Annotated in this window: 14 protein-coding genes and 1 riboswitch; of the genes, 3 read left to right on the top strand and 11 right to left on the bottom strand. The window is 43.6% G+C overall.

The genetic code is table 11. The features are described 5' to 3' along the window. Position 1: 1 nt before the first annotated feature. The 7 genes from DEO27_RS02400 to DEO27_RS02370 form a co-directional block, all read right to left on the bottom strand. Positions 2–3,181: a SusC/RagA family TonB-linked outer membrane protein gene (locus DEO27_RS02400; RefSeq protein ID WP_112569368.1), complete on the bottom strand. Its 3,180-nt coding sequence runs from the start codon at positions 3,179–3,181 to the stop codon at positions 2–4. Positions 3,182–3,550: 369 nt separating this feature from the next. Further along, a complete protein-coding gene (locus DEO27_RS02395; protein WP_112569366.1) occupies positions 3,551–4,117 on the bottom strand; it encodes a TlpA family protein disulfide reductase in 567 nt (188 codons plus the stop codon). A gap of 111 nt (positions 4,118–4,228) precedes the next feature. Then, positions 4,229–4,342: riboswitch (SAM riboswitch) on the bottom strand. A gap of 339 nt (positions 4,343–4,681) precedes the next feature. Further along, positions 4,682–5,458, bottom strand: a complete 777-nt coding sequence (locus DEO27_RS02390; protein ID WP_112569364.1) for an isocitrate lyase/phosphoenolpyruvate mutase family protein — start codon at positions 5,456–5,458, stop codon at positions 4,682–4,684. A 140-nt stretch (positions 5,459–5,598) separates the two neighbouring features. Further along, on the bottom strand, positions 5,599–5,979 hold the full coding sequence (locus DEO27_RS02385) for a YybH family protein (protein ID WP_112569362.1): 381 nt from the start codon (positions 5,977–5,979) through the stop codon (positions 5,599–5,601). 71 nt (positions 5,980–6,050) lie between these two features. Further along, on the bottom strand, positions 6,051–6,866 hold the full coding sequence (locus tag DEO27_RS02380) for a helix-turn-helix domain-containing protein (RefSeq protein WP_190295297.1): 816 nt from the start codon (positions 6,864–6,866) through the stop codon (positions 6,051–6,053). A 136-nt stretch (positions 6,867–7,002) separates the two neighbouring features. Next, positions 7,003–8,550 (bottom strand): RagB/SusD family nutrient uptake outer membrane protein, encoded by a 1,548-nt coding sequence (locus DEO27_RS02375; RefSeq protein ID WP_112569358.1) that lies wholly within the window; start codon positions 8,548–8,550, stop codon positions 7,003–7,005. Positions 8,551–8,574: 24 nt separating this feature from the next. After that, the gene (locus DEO27_RS02370; RefSeq protein ID WP_223818142.1) at positions 8,575–11,658 is read right to left on the bottom strand and encodes a SusC/RagA family TonB-linked outer membrane protein; all 3,084 of its coding nucleotides are present in this window, start codon (positions 11,656–11,658) and stop codon (positions 8,575–8,577) included. 548 nt (positions 11,659–12,206) lie between these two features. Between DEO27_RS02370 and DEO27_RS02365 the strand changes: the two genes are divergently transcribed. The 3 genes from DEO27_RS02365 to DEO27_RS02355 are packed head-to-tail and all read left to right on the top strand — an operon-like array spanning position 12,207 to position 16,389. Continuing rightward, positions 12,207–13,022: a phytanoyl-CoA dioxygenase family protein gene (locus tag DEO27_RS02365; protein ID WP_112569355.1), complete on the top strand. Its 816-nt coding sequence runs from the start codon at positions 12,207–12,209 to the stop codon at positions 13,020–13,022. A 48-nt stretch (positions 13,023–13,070) separates the two neighbouring features. Continuing rightward, positions 13,071–15,581 carry a hypothetical protein gene (locus tag DEO27_RS02360; RefSeq protein WP_112569353.1) on the top strand — a complete coding sequence of 837 codons (2,511 nt, stop codon included), beginning with the start codon at positions 13,071–13,073 and terminating at the stop codon, positions 15,579–15,581. Beyond that, on the top strand, positions 15,571–16,389 hold the full coding sequence (locus tag DEO27_RS02355) for a sugar phosphate isomerase/epimerase family protein (RefSeq protein ID WP_112569351.1): 819 nt from the start codon (positions 15,571–15,573) through the stop codon (positions 16,387–16,389). The genes DEO27_RS02360 and DEO27_RS02355 overlap by 11 nt, the downstream gene beginning before the upstream one ends. Here DEO27_RS02355 and DEO27_RS02350 read toward each other — a convergent pair. The 4 genes from DEO27_RS02350 to DEO27_RS02335 form a co-directional block, all read right to left on the bottom strand. After that, on the bottom strand, positions 16,374–17,261 hold the full coding sequence (locus DEO27_RS02350) for a helix-turn-helix domain-containing protein (protein ID WP_112569349.1): 888 nt from the start codon (positions 17,259–17,261) through the stop codon (positions 16,374–16,376). The genes DEO27_RS02355 and DEO27_RS02350 overlap by 16 nt on opposite strands. Before the next feature lie 203 nt (positions 17,262–17,464). Then, complete coding sequence (locus DEO27_RS02345) at positions 17,465–19,606, bottom strand: family 43 glycosylhydrolase (protein WP_112569347.1); 2,142 nt, start codon at positions 19,604–19,606, stop codon at positions 17,465–17,467. Between the two features lie 28 nt (positions 19,607–19,634). Further along, a complete protein-coding gene (locus DEO27_RS02340; protein WP_112569345.1) occupies positions 19,635–21,590 on the bottom strand; it encodes an alpha-L-arabinofuranosidase C-terminal domain-containing protein in 1,956 nt (651 codons plus the stop codon). A 15-nt stretch (positions 21,591–21,605) separates the two neighbouring features. Then, positions 21,606–22,565 carry a family 43 glycosylhydrolase gene (locus DEO27_RS02335; RefSeq protein ID WP_112569343.1) on the bottom strand — a complete coding sequence of 320 codons (960 nt, stop codon included), beginning with the start codon at positions 22,563–22,565 and terminating at the stop codon, positions 21,606–21,608. Between the last annotated feature and the right edge of the window lie 177 nt (positions 22,566–22,742).

The raw sequence follows: 22,742 nt of genomic DNA, 5'->3' as shown, positions 1-22,742 counted from the left end.
TTTAGAATTTAAGGTTTACGTTAAAACCGATGTTACGCACAGTAGGTAGGGTAAGGTCTTCCAGTCCCTGGCCGTTGCCTGCGTTAAAGGCCGTTTCCGGATCAATATTCGGTGCGTTTTTGTGGATGATCCAAAGGTTACGGCCAACTACCGAAAATGTAGCACCCTGGAAACCAATTTTATTTACCCATTTAGCCGGTAAAGAATAACCCAGTTTTACTTCGCGAAGCTTGATATACGAGGCATCGTAAACAAACGCTTCATCGATATTAGTAAAGCCTTTATAGTAGGATTGTGCAGGGATGATAGTGGTGTTTGGCGAACCATCGGCTTTTACACCTTTAAATATCATACCATCGTTATAAACCGTTACACCTGCAGGAACCGCACCGGTAACCTGTACCGCCGCTGCCGAAGTGTTATTACCCGGATAGTAGTAGCTTAAACCACCGTTAGCAGCGCCACGGCCCGGCAAAGTTGAAGCCAATACGCCGGTATAAGTACCTGTACGGTTTGTGTTTGAGTAAATAGATCCGCCGAAACGCGCGTCAACCAAAAAGCTCAGGTTAATGCCTTTGTAGGTAAAGCTGTTATTGATGCTTCCTAACCAATTAGGGGTAAACTTACCTAAATAGCGTTTGGTAGTGTTAAATACAGGTGTGCCATTGGCATCAATTACGATATTGCCGGAAGCATCACGTGTGTAAGCAGTGCCATAGAGTGAGCCGTAAGGCTGACCAAGGGCAGCTAAAACCTGTACTGTACGATCTGTACCCAAAACTACGCTTTGCAGGCGGCCGTCAGCGTCAAGTGAAGCTACCTTACTGCGGTTTAGCGAGTAATTGGTGGTTATATCCCATGTAAAGGCTTTTGATTTAATTGGCGTAATACCCAATTGAACCTCAACTCCTTTGTTGTTGATGCGGCCACCGTTTATTACTTTTTGGCTATAACCCGTTGATGAACTTACCTGTACAGTAAGGATCTGGTTAGTACTGTTGGTGTTATATCCACTTACATCTAAATGTACACGATCATGGAAAAAGCCTAATTCAAAACCGGCCTCTGCCGATGTAGTGGTTTCAGGCTTAAGGTGATCATTCAGATCGATAGTTGGTGAGCTTTGCTGCGGGTTTGAGCCGAAAAGCGTTGAAGAAGTGAAAACATTAAGCAACTGATAAGGATCAGTAGCCTTACCCACTTTAGACCAGCCACCTCTTAGTTTGGCATAAGTCAACACATCGCTTTTAATATCCAGGGCTTCTGACAACACCAAACTTCCGTTTACCGATGGATAGAAGTAAGACAATGCATCTGAAGGTAAAGATGAAGACCAATCGTTACGGGCGGTAAAGTTTAAGAATGCATAATTCCTGAAACCAACCTGGGCCGAACCAAAATAGCTATAGGTTTTAAGCTTACCATAATAGTTTGTCGAAACCAATGGATCACGGGAATTGCTTAGTGTGTACAGGCCTGCAACTGCAAGTTTCGGAGCCAACTGATCATTATTCTCGGTTGTTCTCACAGCAATGTTGCCACCGCCAAACACATCAAGCGTGAAATCATTATTCAGCTTTTTAGTGTATTGTAACCTGGCTTCGGTATTATTTTCGTTCACGCTGTAAGCATCTTCCTCGTATGATCCAAACGGCGTTCCGTTGGTGCCGTAAGCTACTTTGATCTTGCGGCGGTCGTTATAATAATCTGTTCCGGTGCGGAAGTTTGCAGACAGGCCGTCAATGATCTTATAATTCAATTCGATGCTACCTATCAGGTGGTTTTTATGCTGACCAACCGTGTTTTCATAAGCCAGCCAGTATGGGTTGCTATAGTAACTGTTGTTCCAGTTAAAGGTATTGCCATTAGCATCTTTATAATTTTTAAGTCTGTTGATATCAACCTGCCGACCGAACCACGTAAACTGTAGCATAGTGCTGGTTGCGCGTTTTCCGTAAGCGCCCGGAAGGTTATCCGCGTCATCTTTGCTATAATCAACAATAGTATTTACTGTTAATTTATTATTGATCCGATAGCTTGAGTTTAAAGCGAAAGAATTACGGCCTTGTGAAGTATTAGGTACAATACCGGTTTGGTGCAGGTTGTTGTATGATAACCTGAAATCACTTTTATCGCTGCTGCTTGCTATCGCGACGCCATTATTCAATGTAACACCGGTTTTAAAAAAGTCTTTTACGTTATCAGGATGGGCAACAAAAGGCACAGCCTGCCCATTTGAGTAAAACTGCGGAATCAGCGAGCCATCTAATGCAGGGCCCCAGCTTTCGTCAACACCATCGTTAACGCCGCCGCCCTTACCATCTACATAGCTGAATTTGCCATTTGAACCCTGCCCGTATTGGTTCTGATAATCAGGCAGGATCTGCACGTTTGAAAAACTGGTGTTCGAGTTTATGGTAACACCTAAGCCTTTTGCGCCCTTACCGGTTTTAGTCCTGATGAGGATAACGCCTGCTGCCGCGCGTGAACCGTAAAGCGCTGCCGCATTAGGGCCTTTCAGCACGCTTACCGATTCGATATCTTCAGAGTTAAGATCAGAAATAGCATTGGCAAAATCCCTTGAACCATTATTTCCTAAAAACTGGCTGTTGTCAACTATAACACCGTCAACCACAAATAAGGGCTGGTTATTACCCGAGATAGAAGTTTCTCCACGGATAACGATACGGGACGAACCCATATCACCCTGGCTGTTGGTAACCTGTACACCGGCAATTTTACCCGCCAGCGCGTTTACAAAGTTTGTTTCCTTGGCTTCTGAGATATCTTTCGATTTTAAACCCTGCACTGCATAACCCAATGATTTTTTATCTTTTGAGATATTGAGGGCCGTTATAACTACCTCATTAAGCGAGTTTGGCGCTTCAACCAAAACTATATTCAAGGTTGATGAACCTGTAACCGTAACGTCCTGGCTGGTAAAGCCTATATAGCTAACCCGCAGTACATCGTTTACTTTGGCGTTAATGGTAAACTTACCGTCAACATTGGTTTGTGCGCCCGTTGTAGTGCCTTTAACTGATATGCTTACACCGGGCAACGGCAGCCCATCGGACTTGGCGGTTACCACACCGCTTATTTTAACGGATTGCCCCGCAACCGTCTGGACGAGAATGAAAGGCAATAAAATTGCCAGAAATAGCTTGTAAATTTTTAACATGATTTAATAATTGAGAATTAATTTTTTGATGTCTTTACCGGTACAAAAAGCATGGCTATCGCGTTAGCAGGCATAAATTGCCCAACTCATAACCTGTTATAACAGTAAAGAATTGATTAGGGGATGGTATTATTAAGCTACGGCAAGCTGCAGCAAGTCCGTATTTAAATACCATGCATGCTGTAAAGAATTAGCAGCAACAACGCATGCTTTGCATATATGGATAGATGGATTTGCAGGCCGATTGGCTTACCGGGACGAAGGTGTTTTTGTGTAAGGGGTTAGTTTTTGTTTTCATAAAAACGGGTATTAAATAAGTACGGATAGATTCTTTCTTTATCGATAGCCAGCAGGGTGGCCGTCATTCATTTAGTTGATAGATGCTGTTTTGTTGTTCACCAAAGCGTCGACAGCTTTTAGCATGGATGCAAATTCCTGTTTATCGTACAAGCGGGTGAGGTAAACAATTTTCCCATCGCGGTCAATAACTACATTACGCGTGACGCCACTTTTTTTGTTAGCAAACCGTCCGAAGATATCTGCACCGGGATCAAGGGCCAGCGGGTAGCTGATGTTCATGACCTGGTGAAAACCTTTCACTTTTTCAAGCGGTTCATCGCGGTCAACACCTATTAAAACCAGGCCTTTATCTTTATAAGCCTGCCAGATCTCTTTTTCAAGATGAGGCATTTCTTCGCGGCATACGCTGCACCAGCTTGCAGTAAATTGCAGGATAACCACTTTACCGCGTAATTGCTTTAATGATGTTTTAGTGCCATCGGTAAGCACAAGCTCAAAATCAGCCGGGGCGATATCGCCTGTTTTCACGATGTAACCACGATCTGTGTTCGGATCAGCAGCCGCGTTTGTTTGCGCTGAGGCAAATAGCGCTGTTATGGAAAACAGGCAGGTAATAAGTAAAAGTTTAATCTTCATTGCTAAACACTTTAAATTGTGATATCAACTCAGTAATATTTTTTAGCAAGAAAAGTGAAGGGAGAAAAAGAATTGTACTTATAGCCTGAAAATACAAGGCAATAGCTTATTACATTATCTTTTCCACCCCTATTTGGGCAGACAGGAATTAGCACCTTTATAACAGTGGGCTTACAGGTTGCTAAGACATCACAGGGCCTTTCCCTCAGTCTTTCTTGATAATAAAATACTCAAAGAACCGATTTGATGGTGCAAATATATACATATTCTACTAAAACCATAGACTTTATATAATTATTGCAATAAAATGAATTAAACCGGGTAAAAATTGCAGCGCCAATATGCTTCGATAATACCATCTTTAAAGCAAAAAGCGCCTCCATTTTATGGAAACGCATTTTTTATATCGATTGATCAATTCTTTATAAATAAAAAGTCCCTAACGCTCGCCGCAGGGACTTTTAACCTAAACTTATTTGCAGATTAAATCTACATCCACAATAACCCTATGCCTTGCAAAAAGTTTGTTAACTCCTTACAACGTATGGTTGGAATTTGGAGACCTTAATTAAACAGGCTCGCGAAGCTATTTTCGGCGACTATCTTTTCAACTTTGTTTTCCAGCTCCTGGTAAATAATGCTGTTTAAAAAATTACCTGAACTGATCCGTTTTACACCGGCGCTCTGCAGCGCTTTAAAATCAGGCAGGTTAGGCATACACATTACGCTAACGGGGAGGTTGGATAAGGCGGTTATTTTTTCGATATCACTTATTTGTGTGATGCAAGGAAAAAACAAACCATGTACGCCTGTATCCTGGTAAAGTTTAGTGCGGGTGAGGGCACCTTCAAGCGCGTTGGGCAAACCAAGCAAAAATGAATCGCCCCTTACATTTATAAATACCTCCACTCCTGCTTTCGCCAGTAAACCGGTAACCTGTTTAAGTTTTGCGGCAAATTCATTCGCATCAACAATGCTGCGCTGACCGTTGATTACTATCGAATCTTCGATGTTAATACCTGCCACACCAATACTATGCAGACGGATGATATTGTCACTGATCTCTTCAGGCGTGTTACCATAACCCGCTTCAAGATCAACTGATAAAATGGCCGATGCCGATGCTGCTATCCGTTTGATCACAAAAAGATAATCATCAAAACTCATTTCTTCACCATCGGCAAGACCTAATGTAGCTGCAACTGCCGCGCTTGATGTGCCTATGGCCTTAAAATTCAGTTTATCATAAACCTGTGCGCTTTGTACATTCCATACGTTACCAATTTGCAGAAGTTCTGTATTATGATGCAGGGCTAAAAATTCTTTAAATCTGTTTTTCATTTTCTTATTTTTTATTGATGCTCAAAATTAGCCCGCTTGCTTTTCTGAAAATTGTATAAAACGGAACAAATTGAGGTGAAAGGTGAAAGGTGAAAGAACAATGGCCGGATAAACCGGCCATTGTTCTTTCTTAATTTTAATCATGCTACAAGATTAGCTTCGGCTCCGAAAGCGTGATCGATGATAATTTTCCAGCTGCCATCGGGTTGTTGCTTCATAAGTTCGATGCCTTTTGCTGCAACCTGGGTTTTACCTTTGTCTGTAATGCTCCACTCCGATCGGCCTACGGCTACATCGCCCGATTGTAGACAGTAAACGGTTTTAATTTCCATTACGCCCGGAACAGCGCAAATGCTTTTTACTGCTTCTACAAACTGGGACTGCCCTGATACTTCTTTTCTGGGTTCAGGGAAAATGATGCCGTTGGCATCGTACACATTCATAATTACATCTAAGTTTTTGGTGTTAAAAGCTGCCGCCAGTACGGCGTGCACTTCCTGTGGTGTTTTTGCTGTTTTCATTTTGCTGTGTTTTTATTATCAGCAAAACTATATGGCTTTAACAACCCAAAATTGTATAAAACGGAAGCGTATTAACTGCCCGCCAAAATCTGGTTTATTGGCGATGCCTGCGCGGCAAAGGCATTAGGGGTAAGTCCTGTAAAAAGCTTAAACTCCTTTATAAAATGGGCCTGATCAAAATAGCCGGCGCTGTAAGCTACATTGGTCAGCTTTTCTTCGGCAGCGTTTACGAGGTTAAGGCTATGTTGAAAGCGATTTATTTTATAAAATAATTTGGGAGGTATGCCAGTATACTGCGAAAAAAGGGTATTTAAATGCCGTGAAGAAATATTATGCCGGTTGGAAATAGATAGGATATTATCATCGCTGTAGCTCTTTTTAAGATTGCCTATGATGTCACCTATGAATTTGATCTTCGAGTGCTTTTTTTCAGTTACAGATAAACGGCTCCAAAGGTAATCCTCAATCATGGCTACCTTCGCGTTCAGATCGGGAGTCTCCAATAACCTTGAATAAAGCGTTTGCAATTTAGGGCCGAATACCTGCCTGGCATCTACAATTTCATTATTGAACTCGGCTACATTTTCGTCAAAAAAATAAGCGGCCGAATGTGGGTAGAAACGGAAGCCCAGCATGATATTTCTTCCTACCGATTGTATGGCCAGCGGCTTGGTGATCTGCCCCCAAAGCTCAACTGGAGGCGTGGTATAAAATGTATCCCCTTTTTTTGACTTCCAGTTTCCGGCGCCAAGGTTAAAGATCACTTCCATGGTGCCGCTTGGGAACACGATATCATCATAGCTCCTGTCCGAATCAGATTCGTAAAAGTAGAAGCATTTGATGTACGGCTGCAGCCTTTGGCCCGGAAGAATCTCTTTAAAAACCATTATCACAAATATAAGATACAGGCCAATCATCCGAATTGTAAAAAACGGAACATTCTTAAGCTTAAAGTCATAAAAAAGCCGCGCGATCTACAATGATCGCACGGCTGATTTATGATAGCATTTAGATGGGGATAAATCAATAACCCGGATTTTGAGTCAGTTTGCTGTTGATCTGGATCTCCCGGAAAGGAATAGCGTAAATCAACCTGTTCTGATCAATCAGGAAAGTAGATGGCAATAAAAATCCGTACAATGCTTTCAAACGCACACCCTTGGCTGTGATAGCATCAATAGCCTGACCATTTCGGATCAGATCTGTCCACCGGTGATTTTCAAATGCCAGCTCATGGCGCATTTCATTAGACACGTTAAGCTTAGTGGCCTGAGCAAGGGCAGGTAAACCGGCTCTTAACCTTACCTGGTTTAAATATGGTAAAGCCTCACCATTTTTATTCTCGGCAACTAAACACTCTGCCAAAAGCAATAATGCGCCCGAGTAACGGTATATAGGCCAGTTATCATCAGTATTGTATTCAACCTGGTATGGCGGGTGCAGGTACTTTTTGATGAAATAGTAATAACCAAGACCAGCAGTTGGTTTATAATCAACAGGACTTTTAACGGCGGTTGTGGTCAACACCTCGTTATTTACCGTGCCTTCGGCCACAGCAATTGAGGCAGGTAACCTCAAATCACCTTTTTCGTATGAGTCAACCATTTCCTGTGTTGGTACATTCCATCCGCCGCTGGCAAGACTGCCACGGGCATTAGTACCATGTAGACCAAGTATAGCTTCGGTGTTGGTAGTTTTAGGAATAAATCGCCAGATAAAATCGCTTTGCTGCCCATCATTCCCTGCCTTGTACTGTACCTCAAAAATTGATTCGGAATTGTTCTTGTTGGTAGGATCGAAAACATTGGCATAGTTAGGCAAAAGCGAGTAACTCATTTTGGTTATATCCAATAACGCGGCTTCGGCCTTGGCATAATCAGGACTTGGTTTTGACATGTATGCATACCCTAACAGCATTTTAGCCGCTCCCTGCGTAGCACGACCCGATTGCGGGAATGCTTTAACAACAGGTAAAAGCGGTATGGCTTTGTTCAAGTCGGCTAATATCTGGGTATAAACCTCATCTACCGAATTACGCGGCAAAAAGGCTCCATTCACATCCGTTACTTCTTCTACCTGCAGCGGAACTCCGCCAAAATGCTGAACCAGATCATAGTAATAAAAGGCGCGTAAAAACAAGGCTTCCCCTCCAATCTTGTCTTTATCAGTTTGTGCAAGAGAAGATTTATCGAGCCTGGTCAAAATCGTGTTTAACTTAGCTATTCCTTCATAGTCATTTCCGTATCGGTTGCCCGGCGAGTTTGGCGCCTGGCTTGAGGTAGAATTATCTATAAACTCGGCATAAGCTTCAGCGCTGGTTGACGTTCCCCTATCGGCAGAATAGAAAGTGAAGAAGGTATTATCCGAACGCATTTCGTCCATGTAAATACCCATAAAGGCCACTCCCCTAAGGTTTGTATATGCACCGGTAAGTGCCTGGTTAAACTGGTCGGCATTTTTAAAAAATGAAGCCGAACTAAGCGCGGTTTGCGGTACAAGGTCAAGCGTTCCCTTTTTGCAGGAGGCCATGCAAACCATTGCTGTTAGTAATATATAGGTTATCTTTTTCATTGTGTGTCTTATTAATGTTTGCAATTAAAAACCCGCGTTTAAACCCACGGAAAGGATCCGCGGAATGGGATATCCTGTAAAATCACGTCCCTGGTTCAGGCCGTTCAAACCTGCAAGCCCCGCCTCTGGATTCATACCTGGATATTTGGTGAAAATGAAAGCATTTTGCGCACTCACGTAAGCACGCAGGTTTCTGAAATACTTGAGCTTTTTAACCGGAACAGTATACCCTAAGGTGATATTTTTTACGGCGAGGTAAGTAGCTTTAAAAACCTGACGGCTGGTGAAATTACGGAAGTCTTCGGTAGTACCGGTTCTTGTACGGGGGTAGATACCATCACCAGGATCTTCTGGTGATCTCCAGCGGTTTGCCACACCTTTACGCACGTTAAATACACCGTCGAGGTTTTCGGTAGATTGAAAAGCATCGTCCGCGATATCATTGCCAACCGAACCGGCCATAACAATGCTCAGATCAACGTTTTTATAACTAAAGCTGTTGGTGATACCATATGTAAATGTAGGGTTCGGGTTACCGATAAAAGTACGGTCGTAGCTGTCAATCTTCCCGTCCGGCTTACCATCCGGACCGCTTACATCTTTAAAACGGGCGGTACCAACCATGGCTGTGGCATCGTGCGGCTGGGTATCAAACTCCTGCTGTGTCATGTACACGCCTGTATTAATATAGCCATAAAACAAACCTATCGGGTGGCCAACAGCAGTCCGGTTATCGTCCCAGTATTCGCCATAGCCGCCAATCGGCGCGTCGTTAGTTCCTAACTTCTTCACCAAATTCCTGTCGAACGAGATGTTGAAGCCGGTATTCCATTTAAAATCGCCAACCAGGTTTTTTGAGTTAATGGTAAACTCATGTCCCCAGAAATCAAACCGGCCTATGTTTGATGTAATAGTTGAGAAGCCCGATTGTACTGGGATATCGATGCCATACAACAGACCGTCGGTCTTCTTCCAATAATAGTCATAAGTAAAGGCAATGCGGCTATTAAAAAGCTCCAAATCCAAACCGGCATCGTAACTAACGGTAGTTTCCCAGGTAAGGTTGTTGTTACCTATACCGTTCAGCGCTTTACCGGGTGTTACGCTGTTGCCAAAAACATAGTTATTGCTGTTTACATTGGCTAAATAGCTGTAATCGCCAATGTTATAGTTACCTGTTTTACCGGCACTCACCCTGAATTTAAGGAAACTGATAGGTTTAACCTTCTTTAAGAAATCCTCCTCCGAAGCAACCCAGCCAACTGAGCCTGAAGGGAAATTTCCGTATTTGGTGTTAGCGCCAAAGCGAGATGAACCGTCCCGCCTGAAGTTTAACGAGATCAGGTATTTACTGTCGAAGTTATAGTTCAATCTACCAAAAAGTGAAATCAATGCCGACTGGCTGGCATCCGCGTTACCAATACGGGTAGTAGCAGCGTTTATCCATTGAATGTTATCATCCGGAAACTGGCTGGCAGCAATAGAACTGTTTTCTGTAGAGTATTTTTGGTAACTGTAACCAGCCAGGAAATCAATATGATGTTTGTTAAATGCCTTCTGGTAGTTTAAGGTATTTTCGCTAAGCCAGGTTAAAAAATTGCTGGTATTGTAACTACCGCTTGCTGGTTGTGGTGGTGCGCTGCCTAAACCGCCCTGCGCTGTTGAAGGTGTAAACTGGCGGTTAACCGTATTATCGGTATTAACGTTGATGGTAGTTTTGAATTTAAGGCCATCTATCAATTTAACTTCAGCAAAACCATTAGCCAGTACCCTTGCAGCCTTTGTTTTATTGGTGATTTGCGTTAACACCAAATAATAGTTAGGATTTGGGAACATGCCCGGTTGAGAGAACGACACCGGGTAGCTGCCGTCGGCATTTTTGTATTTAACCGTTGGATCCATTAAAAAGGCATTTTCAATGATATTACGCCCGTTATCTAACCCCGGCACTACCTGGTTGTTACCATAAGATAACTCCAGATTGACGCCAAGCGTAAGCCTGTCCGATGCGTTGTAGATATTGTTTGATCTTGCCGTAAAGCGCTCATCATAGGAGTTGAGCATTACCCCCTCCTGCTTGTTATAGTTTAAGTTTACCGCGGTTTTCAAATCTTTGGTACCCGAACTGAAAGCGAGGTTATAATTTTGCGATACCGCATTGCGCAGCAACACATCAAACCAGTTGGTGCCCGCGTTTCCTGCATATTGTTCAGGGTTTTGATATACAGATGGCACGCCGCCGGTATAACCTTCATAGCGGGCTTTATCCTCATAAAACTCCTTTTTGAATTGAGCAAATTCCTGCGCGTTCATCAAATCAGGTTTACCACGATCTGGTACCGATTGTACGCCGGTGTAAGCGCTGAAATCAAGCGTTTTAATACCGGCTTTACCCTGCTTGGTTGTTACCAAAACAACGCCGTTAGCAGCACGTGAGCCATATAGCGACGAAGCGGAAGCATCTTTCAAAACGGAGATAGATTCGATCTCATCAGGGCTTAAAGTTTGCAAGCCGCTTTGCGACGGGAAACCGTCGATAACGATGAGCGGGTTATTACCGGCGTTAATGGATGCCGCCCCCCTGATCCTGAAGGTCATTTCAGCACCCGGCGTTCCGGAGTTTTGGTTAATCTGTACGCCGGCAAGCTTACCCTGCAGTTTCTGCCCGATATTGGCTACCGGCATATCCTTTACCTCTTTTGTATTGATCGAGCTAACAGCGCCGGTAATTTCGCGCCGGGCCTGGGTACCGTAGCTCACTACAACAACTTCCTTTAGTCCTTGCGAAATGGACGCCATGCGTACATCTAAAACAGCACCCGCCGGAACGGTTAATTGTTGCTCTTTGTAGCCGATATACCTAAATATCAATACGCCGCCAACCGGCGCGTTGATTCTGAATTTTCCGTTAACATCTGTCTGCGCACCGGTTGAAGTGCCTTTTAACATAACGGAAACACCAACTACCGGCTCGGAGCTAAGGGAATCTTTTACAGTACCGGTTACTGCTACCTGCGCACCGGCATTGAACGGAAGGTACATCAGCAGACCGATGATGACGGCCAGCATATGCTTCCAGGGGTCAAAAAGTAGAATTTTTCTTTTCATAAAATTTACATGGATTGGTTAATGATGGATGGAATAAGGCATAGCAAAGCCAGGCCAGTTTGAATTAGCTTTTTTTTCGCCTAAAGCAATTGTTATTTAATGCTTCAGGAGTTTTGAATTAAGAAAACGAATAATCGGCAGGCCGCTAAGGACTTTGCGATTGGGTGAAGACTTTGGGTATAAAACGTTTTACCAAACAGGCGAAATTTTGCTTGTCTGTAACAGTCTGTACCCGGTCAATAATGTTTACTTTCATAGAGCAGGGTGGTTAAAGATGATGGCAACCACTTACAGAATAGTTATCAAAATTCGTATCTGGCTGGTTGGCTTATAATTGTAACATCAAAAGTATTTCATAGATCAAAAATCGAAATACACATTCCGCACTTTAATTTGTACTTTTTGATATTTTTTACTGGTATTTTTTGGCAGACCGAAAAGTAAAAGCGATATATCAAAAAGTACAAAAAATAGGCGCTCTTGTGCTAACTGTCAAATTTTCATTTGAAATACTTTTGAAACCGTAAACCATAAAATACAAGACCTAAATGAAAAATGAGCTTTCGCAACAACAAGTTGCGCAATACCGCCATGACGGTTTCCTGGTGATTGAAGATTTTTTAAGTGCCGATGAACTCGCCTTTTGGCGGGAGGCATTGGATGCCGCCGTTGCCAAAAGAAACGGCAATAAAATGCCCGACAGAAAAGAAGTATATGGCAAAGGCGATGATGCCGATAAAGCCTATTATGATAATGTATTTGATCAGCTGATAAACCTGTGGCAGGATAACGAAGGCATAAAACAGATCATGCTTGATGAGCGTCTTGGTAAAATGGCCGCCCAACTGGCCGATGTTGATGGTATCAGGATCTGGCATGATCAGGCCCTGATCAAAAAGCCATGGGCCAACCCTACATCATGGCATTTGGATACCCCCTACTGGTCATTCAGCGACCGCCGGGCTTTATCTATTTGGGTGGCTTTGGATGATGCTACTTACGAAAACGGCTGCCTGTTCTTCATTCCGGGCTCTTATCATACAACTACATTTGAAAACCCGGGCATAGGCAAAAACATGGGCGCTATTTTCACCACCTACCCGGAGTTTAAAGGAAGTAAATCTGTAGCTGCGCCCATGAAAGCGGGTAGCTGCTCGTTTCATAACGGTCTTACCATACACGGCGCGCACGCTAATATGACACCCGGATACCGGCGCGCCATGACCTGCGCATACATGCCCGACGGCAATACCTACAACGGCATACAAAATATTATAAGCGACGCGGATGTTGCCAACATAAAAGTGGGTGACTTGTTAAATAACGACAGGCTCAACCCTTTGATATATAGCCGCACAAAGTAACTTAGCCAATTAAAGCCACATATCCAGTTTTTACCACATAAGCCACCTATGTCCACCAACAAATCCATCACCTCATTGCTACTAATGCTGCTTTTGCTTATCTCAGCTACAGGCAGTAAAGCCAATACCATTGCCGACGATAAAAGCATTTCCATAGGCACGCCTAAAATTGCCATAACGCTTGCTTATGGTGGTAAAGCGCAAATCACATCGCTGAGTGTAAACGAGCAAAAGGTGGTAAGCAATGCTGATGGTGTTTTTACATCCGTTAAGGTGGATGGAAAAGTTTATTCGAGCCTGCATTTAAACGCAAAGCCGGCGCTGCAGCAATCGGCAGGAAAGACAACGCTCAACGGCATCAGGTATGGTGATAAAGATTTAACCATTACCGAAAACTGGATTTTTACAAAAAAAGGCAGCGATATTACGTGGCAGGTAGAGCGGACTTTTTCCAAAGCAGCCAAAATTGAGGAGGCGGCTATGCCTGTTATAAACTTTGATAATATCAATACCTGGGAGGGTGCTTATCAGGGTTATGGCGGCCTGGCCTGGTTTTATTTGTTTAATGAAAAACTATGTACTTATGGCGTTCATACCCGCTCAACCAATTTCTGGAACAGCAAAACTGGCAATGGGCTAAACATTACTGTTAATGCTCCGGGTAAAGCGGTTGCCATGAAATATACCCGTACTAATGATGATAAACTTGCTTATTCCGTAACGGTTTCGGATAAACAGATGATCCCCAAATCAGACAGCGGCACCAATCGCCGGTTATTTCTCCGGAAACGAACCGATGTATGGGCACCATTTCAGGCACCGGCCCTTAAAAACAGCCAGAGCATAACCTTCAGCTATTTTGATTATAACGATAAGTATGGCCGTGGTAAACTGGCAGGATTAAATGGCGCGCAGGTTAACGCTGTTTTAGGTACCATTGCCCGCATTGGCGTTATTGATTCCCTGCACTTTGGTGGCAACAGCTGGGCTACGCCTTACGGGCCGATATGCCTGCATGAACAATATATCGGGCAGTTAGGACTGGGCATTAACGATCCGGCCTATCTGAAGGGCTATGAAAGCTGTCTGGATTTTTACCGCGATCATGCCATCCAACCCGATGGAAGGGTTTATTCGCGCTGGGCTTATACCAATGAGGATGCTGCTCCGGGCCAGTTTAATAAAGATGGCTTTTATGAAGCCCAATGGGGAATTTTGATGGACTCCAACCCGGACATTGTAACCAACGTAGCCGAGCTTTATAACATGACCGGAGATAAAGCATGGGTTAAAACGCATCAGGCATCCTGTGAAAAAGCCCTGGCCTGGATCATGAAGCGTGACGGCAACAACAATGGTTTGGTTGAAATGATGACCGATTCGCAAAATCAAAAGAAAAGCAGCGACTGGATAGACATCATCTGGGCATCGTATGAGAATGCTTTTGTGAACGCCAAACTATACCACGCGCTTGTGGAATGGGCAGTTGTGGAGCGCCAACTTAACAACCCAGAAAAAGCCACCTACTATGAAAACTTTGCTGCCAAACTTAAAGCGAGCTTTAATAAACCTACAAGCGAGGGCGGCTTATGGGACGAGGAAAAACAATGCTACGTGCACTGGCGCGACAAGGACAACAGCATCCACGGCCGCAATATGGTTACCCCGGTTAATTTCATGGCGATAGCTTACGGCATCTGCGGTGATAAAAACCGTACTAAATTGATTTTGGACAATATAGAAGCGCAGATGCAACGGGAAAAACTGTTTTTCTGGCCTTTAGCTATGACCTCGTATGAACCTGCCGAGGGAAAAGAATATCAGTTCCCCTTCCCTGAATACGAAAATGGCGACTTGTTTTTATCCTGGGGATCGGTGGCCGTTGCAGCTTATGCAAGTTATGATCCAACGCTGGCGGTTAAATATGTAAAAAACGTATTGGAGCAGTATAGTAAAGATGGCCTCGCGTACCAGCGCTACGGTCGCCAAAAACAGGATGGCCGGGGCGATGATATTTTATCGGGTAATAGTTTAAGCATAGTAGGTTTATACCAGGCCATTTACGGTATAAACCCGCTTTATAACCGCTTTTATCTTGATCCACATATTACACCCGAGCTGGCCGGCACCGAGCTTAAATATAATTACCAGGGACAGCGTTTAACCATCGGGCTTGATAATGATAGTTATACCGTATCAAACAATAAGTTTAAGGTGACAAGTCCTAAAAGTTTTGGTTTTAACGCCACAGCAAATCTGTTATCTTATTTTAATGGAAATGAAGACAAGGCGGCTCTAACGGTAACCTCAACCCAATCGCTAACAATTAAAATTAACAATTGGAGCGATGGCAAAATAGAATGGGTACAAAGCAAAGGTGCTGCTTCGACAACACCACTCACCTATCGCGTTAGCAAACTAAAATCCAACGAAAATTATACTGTGGCTATAGCTGGAAAGATCATAGGGAAGAAAAAAAGCGATGCCAAAGGAGAACTTTCTTTTAACCGCATCGCTTCAGCAGCTTCTGAAAACATCAGTATCAGCCATGCAAATTAAGATCCTCAGCCCCCTGTGGGGGCATGAACATTTGCCGCTGAAAACTTTTCTCGACAAGATCAGGATTGCGGGCTATGATGGCATTGACACCTGGATCCCGGCCGACAAGACCGATCAACGGGCATTGTATGATTATCTGCAACAGCACCAAATGGCTATTGTAACGCATCAGCACGAGGCCGAAGGCGGTACATTCAAAAAATTCAAGGAATCATTTATCAAAAACCTGTACCAATGCGCTGAGCCTGGCCCGATCCTGGTCAATTCGCATACAGGCCGTGATTATTTCTCTATCCGGGAAAACCTCGACCTGATCAACGCGGCACAGGAATTCACTGCTAAAACAGGCATCACTGTAGCACACGAAACTCATCGTGGCCGGTCGGGCTACTCACCACAAATGACAGCCGAGTTATTTAGCTTGCAGGATGAGTTTGCCATCACTGCCGATTTTTCGCATTGGGTATGCGTTACCGAAAGCATGCTGCAAAACTTTGGCGGGATAATGGATGAGGCTATAAAACGCAGCCGTCATATTCATTCAAGAGTGGGTTTTGAAGAAGGGCCACAGGTGCCTGATCCGGCAGCACCCGAATGGCAATACGCACTTGATCATTTCCTGCGTTGGTGGGACAAGATAATAGCGCACAATAAACTGATAGGTACGCCAATACTGCCTATAACAACCGAGTTTGGCCCACAACCCTACATGCCATCCATCCCATTCAGTAACAAACCGGTTGCCGATCAATTCGGCATTAATTGCTTTATGAAAGATCTGCTCCGAAAACGCTATTGTACTGCCTGAGCGTTTTTGCGGAATTCCGTTGGCGAAACGCCGTTCTTCTTTTTAAACAAGCGCGAAAAATAAAACACCGATTCAAAGCCGGTTTGGTCGGCTATTTCGCTGGTGTTTAATACAGTGGTTAACAGGAGGCTTTTTGCGCGTTCCAGCCTGATGTTAAGATGGTATTGGTTCGGAGAAACGCCTGTTATACGCCGGAAAGCTTTGCGAAATGAGGAATACCCCATAGGCAAGGCCTTTGCCAGTTCTTCCATATCCAACGTATCCTCAAACGATTCCTGTATGATGAACCTCGCCTTTGAAATGAGTTTACCTACCGGATCATCATTGTATTCATGGTGCTGAATGATATTGCTGATCAAGCCTAACAATTGTAAGGTCATGGCTGATATTTGCTGAGGATAGCCCGGTAATGATGAACGCACACTTTCAACCAAATTATGAAACAGCGCCAGGATATCTTTATTCAGGCAGGAAGGAACAAGCGGGTTCTTCCGGTCGAAAAAGCCGTTGCTCATCAGCTGCTCCACATAAAAACCATTGAAGCCCACCCAAAACTCCTCCCAGCCCGATCCGGGATCGGGTTTATACCGGTGCCATACTCCCGGATACAGGAAAAAGCAAGTACCTTCAACAACTTCAGCCGGCTTGGTAAGCGCTGAACCATAAACACCTTTGCCTCTTGAAATGAATACGATATAATAATCGTTAAGTATGCGGCCACGGTTCCAGGTAAGTTGATGGCTTTCGGGATGTACCTGGTTAGGGTAATTATCATTAGGCTCAATTTTGGAATAGCCTACCGTAGTTACATAAATCCCCCATCGCTCTTCAAGCTCACTTACGTTAAGATATTTGAAATAATTCTTCAACATCAGTACAGGTTTACATTGGTTAACGGCTCATTTGGTCAGCCTTGAGTTTTGACCAAAACGATAGCGATTTTATAAAATTACGAATAAGCTATGTACCAAAACTTACTATTATTTGCACTTTTTGATATTTTACAAAACCAAACCGGCCCGAAGTGATCATCTCCGGGCCGGTTAATTATTTACGCTACAGTAAATTTGTCGGCTTATTTTTTTACATGCACTGGCTGAATACCTTCGTGTGTTGGTATCACCTGTTTAATCATTCCTTTATCGTCAAACTCCATTTTATCGATGCATACCTCGCGGTTATACCCGGCAGCATCGCCCATGGTGATCCCTTTAGGATAATTAAAGCGATGGTAAACGATATACCATTCATCCGTCCCCGGTATTTGTATCACCGAATTGTGGCCGGTACCGTAAATGCCATTAGCAGCATCTTTAGTGATCACGATGTTGTTTTCTGGAATTTCGATTGGGCCATAAGGCGATTTAGCAGTGCCATAATGTACGCTGTAATCCGGACTACGGGTATCATTTTCTGACCACATAAAGTAGTAAGTGCCCTTACGATAAAATACATAAGTCCCCTCGTTATAATGCGAATATGGTGTCAGGATTTTGGTAGTACCAGGCTTTAACGAAATCATATCGTCATTTAATTCGGCCACGGCCATATAGCCATTACCCCAATACAAGTAATTTTTGCCGGTTTGCGGATCTGAAAACACATCGGCATCAATTTGCTGGCCGCCTTTAACGCCTTCGGGCAGTTGAGCTAATAATGGTTTGCCAGAATCGGTGAACGGACCTATAGGATCATTCGCGACAGCTACACCTATCTTTTGCGCGGCAGCGAAATAGTAGAAATATTTATACTCGCCGCCAATCTTTTTCTCGATGATGCAAGGTGCCCATGCATTCTTTTTTGCCCAGCTTACATCTTTTGGCAAATCAAGGATCTTACCTTCATCTTTCCAGTTAACCATATCATCCGAAGAAAAAGCCTTGAAATAAGTACCTGACCAGCCATCGAAACCATCGCTGGTTGGGTAGATGTAAAACTTACCTGTTTTCTCGGCATATAATATCTCCGGGTCAGCATAGTAACCGGCTATAGCGGTGTTATGCAGCTCCTGAGCGGTAACTTCAAAAACCTGCGCCTTTTTACCGGCTATAGTTACCGAATATTTAACCGGGCTTTTAGTAAAATCCTGCGGCTTTGCCGGACTAACAGTAACGCCGGGGAATAGGATAAACTGCGGATCAAACGATTTCAGGTCAGTACCAGGTTTCACTGGCAGATGAACCTTGTGATTTGCAGAATCAACCACGATATTGATAGTTTTTATCTGCTTGTTAACAGCCGAGAGCATCACATCTTCGGCGGTTTCCCATTTAGCGGTTAGGGCAGCGGCTTCTTTTGCAGTAATTGGCATTACGGTACCGTGACGAGGGTGGAAATTCATGGAAACCTCGTCGTCAATCAGTTTAAAGTTTTCCAGATCTGTGGTGCGGGTAAATTGGTATTTGCCCTGCGTGTACATATCGTACATCAAAATGTAGCCGGTACCGTTGTTTAGCTTGAATGTACCGGCGCCTTCTACCGGGTCTTTGGTTTGTTGTACATATTTATCGCGCAATACATATCCGGATGTCAGTTTATCCGACACCGCTATTTTTATACCGGCACCAGATCCCTCGGTTTTGAAAAACAGGTAATATTTCTTGTCTTTATAAACAATATCACCATCGATACAAGCACCGCCATCGGGCTTGAAAAAAAGCTGTTTAGGCTCGGTTTCCAAACCTGTAAAATCCTTATTGGCATAAGCGTAATAAATTTTATCAGCCTCGTTCCCAAAACGCATAGACCAGTAGATCATATACTTTTTTACCTGGGGATCATAAATAGTTTGCGGAGCCCATACCCTGTTTACCCCGGCAAATTTTTCATAGGTTTTAGTGATATCAATTGATTTTGACGACCAGTGCACCAGGTCGGTTGATTTTAATAACACCATCGAATAGTCTGGGCCCCAACCGTATTTTTCGGTGTTCATATCGGTAGCCACCATGTAAAAAGTTTTCCCATCAGCAGCGCGCATAATATGCGGATCGCGTACGCCGCCTGTAACGCTGATATCGGCCGAATTTAAAACAGGGCGGTTATTATTCAACGCGCGAAAGTGATAACCATCATTGCTCAAAGCAAAACGAATGGCTTCGCCGCTTTTATTACCTGTGAAATAAGTAAAGAGATAGGCACTGAATTTTTGCTGCGGCTGCGCGATGACTGCCGTATAAAAGCTAAATAAAACGCCCAGTAAAACTATTTTTTTCATGTATGTATTGGTTGGATTTTTTAGATGATTATTTCTGCTTTCCTACTGTTCCGGCACTTATCCTGACAACCGTCAATGAATGAGCAGGCACCGTGAAAGCCCATTTCTTCTGCAATTTTACGGTTGATGATTGAGGAAGAACAGCCTGAGGATTATCCGCGCCATTTTTCACCTCCGGGTTATCGGAAATGACAGTAAGCGTGGCGGATTCAGGTAACTTACCAATTGCAGAAAGATCAGCCTGCCCCGAAATTTGAGTAGTACCAGCATTGGCTATCTTTAGGATAATATCACCGGTAGCGCTATCTTTTACCACTGAAGTTCCGGCAGTAGTATCAAGCGTAGTCTTTTCGCCTTTTAGCTTTACCATACCCGGCAAATACACATCGCCGGCGTTAGCGGCAAACTGCTGCTGAACATAGTAGTTTACTGTTGGGAAAACCTTTGTGCCATTAAAATATATCAGGTTGGGATTCCATGATGTATGACCAATTCTCGCTATTAGCGGCGCATATGATGCCATCCTTACCACATCTCCATTACGTTCTAAATGGGTCATGTATACAGCCTCGGCCAGGGCGTTATAAAGCGTATTGCCCCATGAAGCATATTCACCAATGTAAACTTTTGACCTTCGCCTGTTGTAGCTATCATAGCGGGTAGTATTTTTCAAAAACCATTGCGGTTTTTCGTAGTAATGCTCGTCAACAATACCAACTGACAGTTGATCGGCCAGCTTCCAGCCTTTCTCAAAGTCTTCGCCGTTGGGGCTTGGGCCTACTGTGCCAATGATCTTAATTTCGGGATGAGCCTTGTGAACCGCGTCATAGATCATCCGGAAACGTTCTTCAAATACACCGGTGATCTTATCTTCATTACCTATACCAAGATATTCTAAATTGAATGGAGCTGGGTGCCCCGCCGCGGCGCGTTTAGCGCCCCAGGTAGATGTGGCAGGCCCGTTGGCATACTCAATCAGGTCAAGCACATCTTGTACATAAGCTTTCATTTCATCCATCGGGATACCCTTTTGCCCTGTCGAGCCTATTTTCCAGGTACCACCCGAATTTTGGCAACTCACGCCTGCCGCAAGTACCGGCACCGGCTTAGCGCCAATATCCTCACAGAACTGAAAATATTCAAAGTACCCCAACCCTACCGATTGATGGTAATTCCAGATGTTGCGCTGTTCAACCCGCTGCTCAACCGGACCGATAGTATTTTTCCAGCGATAAATGTTGGCAACGCCATCTCCATGAGTAAGACAACCGCCGGGGAAACGCATAAACTTCGGCTTTATATCGGCAATAACCTGTGCCAGATCGGCCCGTAACCCATTTTTATGGTTTTTAAAAGTTTCTTCAGGGAATAAGGACACCATATCAACCCCAACTTTTCCTTTCGCTTTAATTAACAGTACCAGTTTGGCGCTGTCATTATCAAAATTCACATGGATCTGCTCTGCATATTTTTTCCAGCCTTTATCTGCCGCTGTAAATGACGATGAACCCAACTCCTTTCCATTCTTATCCACAAGCGCAACTTTTACCGGTAATGATTCACCGGATATCACGTTCAAAAAAACCGAAAAATCATAGTTTTTACCGGCCTTTACAGGTATGCCGTCAAAGCCCGAATTTTCAAGTCCTACGCCTTTTTGTCCTTCATCCTGAATATCGAGTAAAATATAGTGTGGGTTATTGGGATGGATTGGAGCAGCCGTTTCTACAGAAATAATTCCATAACCAAAACCATCGGTCTGGTATTTCCAGGCGGTCAGTGAGTTCCAGTCCCGGTTATCGGCCGGACTGTATTCAAATGAGCGGTTTTGAATCAGTTCGGCATAAAGGCCACCATCAGCTGCATAGCTTAAATCTTCAAAAAAGATCCCAAAAAGGTCGGGGCTTATCTTCTTAGGTTTATTTTGAGCGTTAGCTGCAAAACAAAACAATAGCAAAGCTGTGAGAACGAAGCCGTAGCGCATAAATTTCTATCTGGTTTAGTTAAACTTTTGAACACCTTTAGTACTCACCTTTTTGATATTTCCGTTTGAATCAAAATTCAAACTATCCAGGCAAAGCTGCCTTAATACAAAAGATTCCTTTTGAGGAAAAATGCGGTGATATAAAATATAGCGCTGCCCTTTTTCAACAAAGGTGGTGTGATGACCGGGCCCAATCACAGTACTATCAGCAGAAGTGCTGAGTATAACCCGGTGTTCATCCTCCTGAAACGGGCCCAGCGGACTGTTTCCTTTAGCATAACCAACCTGATAACTGGCATCAATAGCTTTACCTTCCGAAAACATAAGGTAATAGGTTTTATTACGTTTCACCAAATGCGCGCCTTCAAAAAAATGAGGTGTGGTAATATCCTTAGGGGCTCCATCAAACGAAACCATATCATCCTTCAGCTTTACAGCCATACAATGTCCGTTGATCCACTTATAGCCCGAACCCCAGTAAAGATAGATGCTGCCATCACTGTCAATAAAACAATCCGGATCGATGTTATGCACATTTGGATAGTCTGTTGATTTCACCATTGGGGTGTTATCTTTCTTCAGGTTTTTCCAGGGACCGAGCGGTGTGTTACCTACACCTCCCCAAATCTCGCCGCCTACGGCTACATACATGTAAAACTTATTGTCTTTCCCTTTTACTACCGATGGTGCCCAAACCATTTCATCAAGCGAAGTGGGACTGGTACAAGCTTCTTTTGTAGGCCAGTTGATATGATGACGTGTAAATTTAACAAAGTCGGTTGTTTCCAGTACAGCCAACTCTTTAGCACCCCAGGGATCAATGGTAGCGTAAATGAAATAATGGCCTTTATCTTTAACTATGGTTGGGTCGGCAAAGTATCCTCCTGTTATCGGGTTCGGGATCATTTGCTTTTGCGCCAGCGCCGCCACGCAAAATAACATGAAGGCAAAAAAGACAGATACACGCTTCATCATAATTAAAAGGTTAAAAAGGAAACCCAATATTAAGTGTTATTTTAACAATTAACTAATTTTTAGCAGGATTTTATCTCATTTATTTTGGAGGATTGGTTTTCAGTTAGAATCGAGAGCCGTAAAACCAGATTTACGAAGTTTTAAAAACTCCGTAAATCTCCTGCTTTGAGATTCTTA

The organism is Mucilaginibacter rubeus, assembly GCF_003286415.2.
Lineage (GTDB): Bacteria > Bacteroidota > Bacteroidia > Sphingobacteriales > Sphingobacteriaceae > Mucilaginibacter > Mucilaginibacter rubeus_A.
The sequence above is the reverse complement of the archived record's forward strand: the minus strand, read 5'-3'. Positions and strand labels throughout refer to the sequence as shown.

Bases quoted from the DNA above. Each gene is read 5' to 3' on its own strand.
- DEO27_RS02400 (WP_112569368.1), bottom strand. From the start codon at position 3,181: ATGTTAAAAATTTACAAGCTATTTCTGGCAATTTTATTGCCTTTCATT.
- DEO27_RS02395 (WP_112569366.1), bottom strand. From the start codon at position 4,117: ATGAAGATTAAACTTTTACTTATTACCTGCCTGTTTTCCATAACAGCG.
- DEO27_RS02390 (WP_112569364.1), bottom strand. From the start codon at position 5,458: ATGAAAAACAGATTTAAAGAATTTTTAGCCCTGCATCATAATACAGAA.
- DEO27_RS02385 (WP_112569362.1), bottom strand. From the start codon at position 5,979: ATGAAAACAGCAAAAACACCACAGGAAGTGCACGCCGTACTGGCGGCA.
- DEO27_RS02380 (WP_190295297.1), bottom strand. From the start codon at position 6,866: ATGGTTTTTAAAGAGATTCTTCCGGGCCAAAGGCTGCAGCCGTACATC.
- DEO27_RS02375 (WP_112569358.1), bottom strand. From the start codon at position 8,550: ATGAAAAAGATAACCTATATATTACTAACAGCAATGGTTTGCATGGCC.
- DEO27_RS02370 (WP_223818142.1), bottom strand. From the start codon at position 11,658: ATGAAAAGAAAAATTCTACTTTTTGACCCCTGGAAGCATATGCTGGCC.
- DEO27_RS02365 (WP_112569355.1), top strand. From the start codon at position 12,207: ATGAAAAATGAGCTTTCGCAACAACAAGTTGCGCAATACCGCCATGAC.
- DEO27_RS02360 (WP_112569353.1), top strand. From the start codon at position 13,071: ATGTCCACCAACAAATCCATCACCTCATTGCTACTAATGCTGCTTTTG.
- DEO27_RS02355 (WP_112569351.1), top strand. From the start codon at position 15,571: ATGCAAATTAAGATCCTCAGCCCCCTGTGGGGGCATGAACATTTGCCG.
- DEO27_RS02350 (WP_112569349.1), bottom strand. From the start codon at position 17,261: ATGTTGAAGAATTATTTCAAATATCTTAACGTAAGTGAGCTTGAAGAG.
- DEO27_RS02345 (WP_112569347.1), bottom strand. From the start codon at position 19,606: ATGAAAAAAATAGTTTTACTGGGCGTTTTATTTAGCTTTTATACGGCA.
- DEO27_RS02340 (WP_112569345.1), bottom strand. From the start codon at position 21,590: ATGCGCTACGGCTTCGTTCTCACAGCTTTGCTATTGTTTTGTTTTGCA.
- DEO27_RS02335 (WP_112569343.1), bottom strand. From the start codon at position 22,565: ATGATGAAGCGTGTATCTGTCTTTTTTGCCTTCATGTTATTTTGCGTG.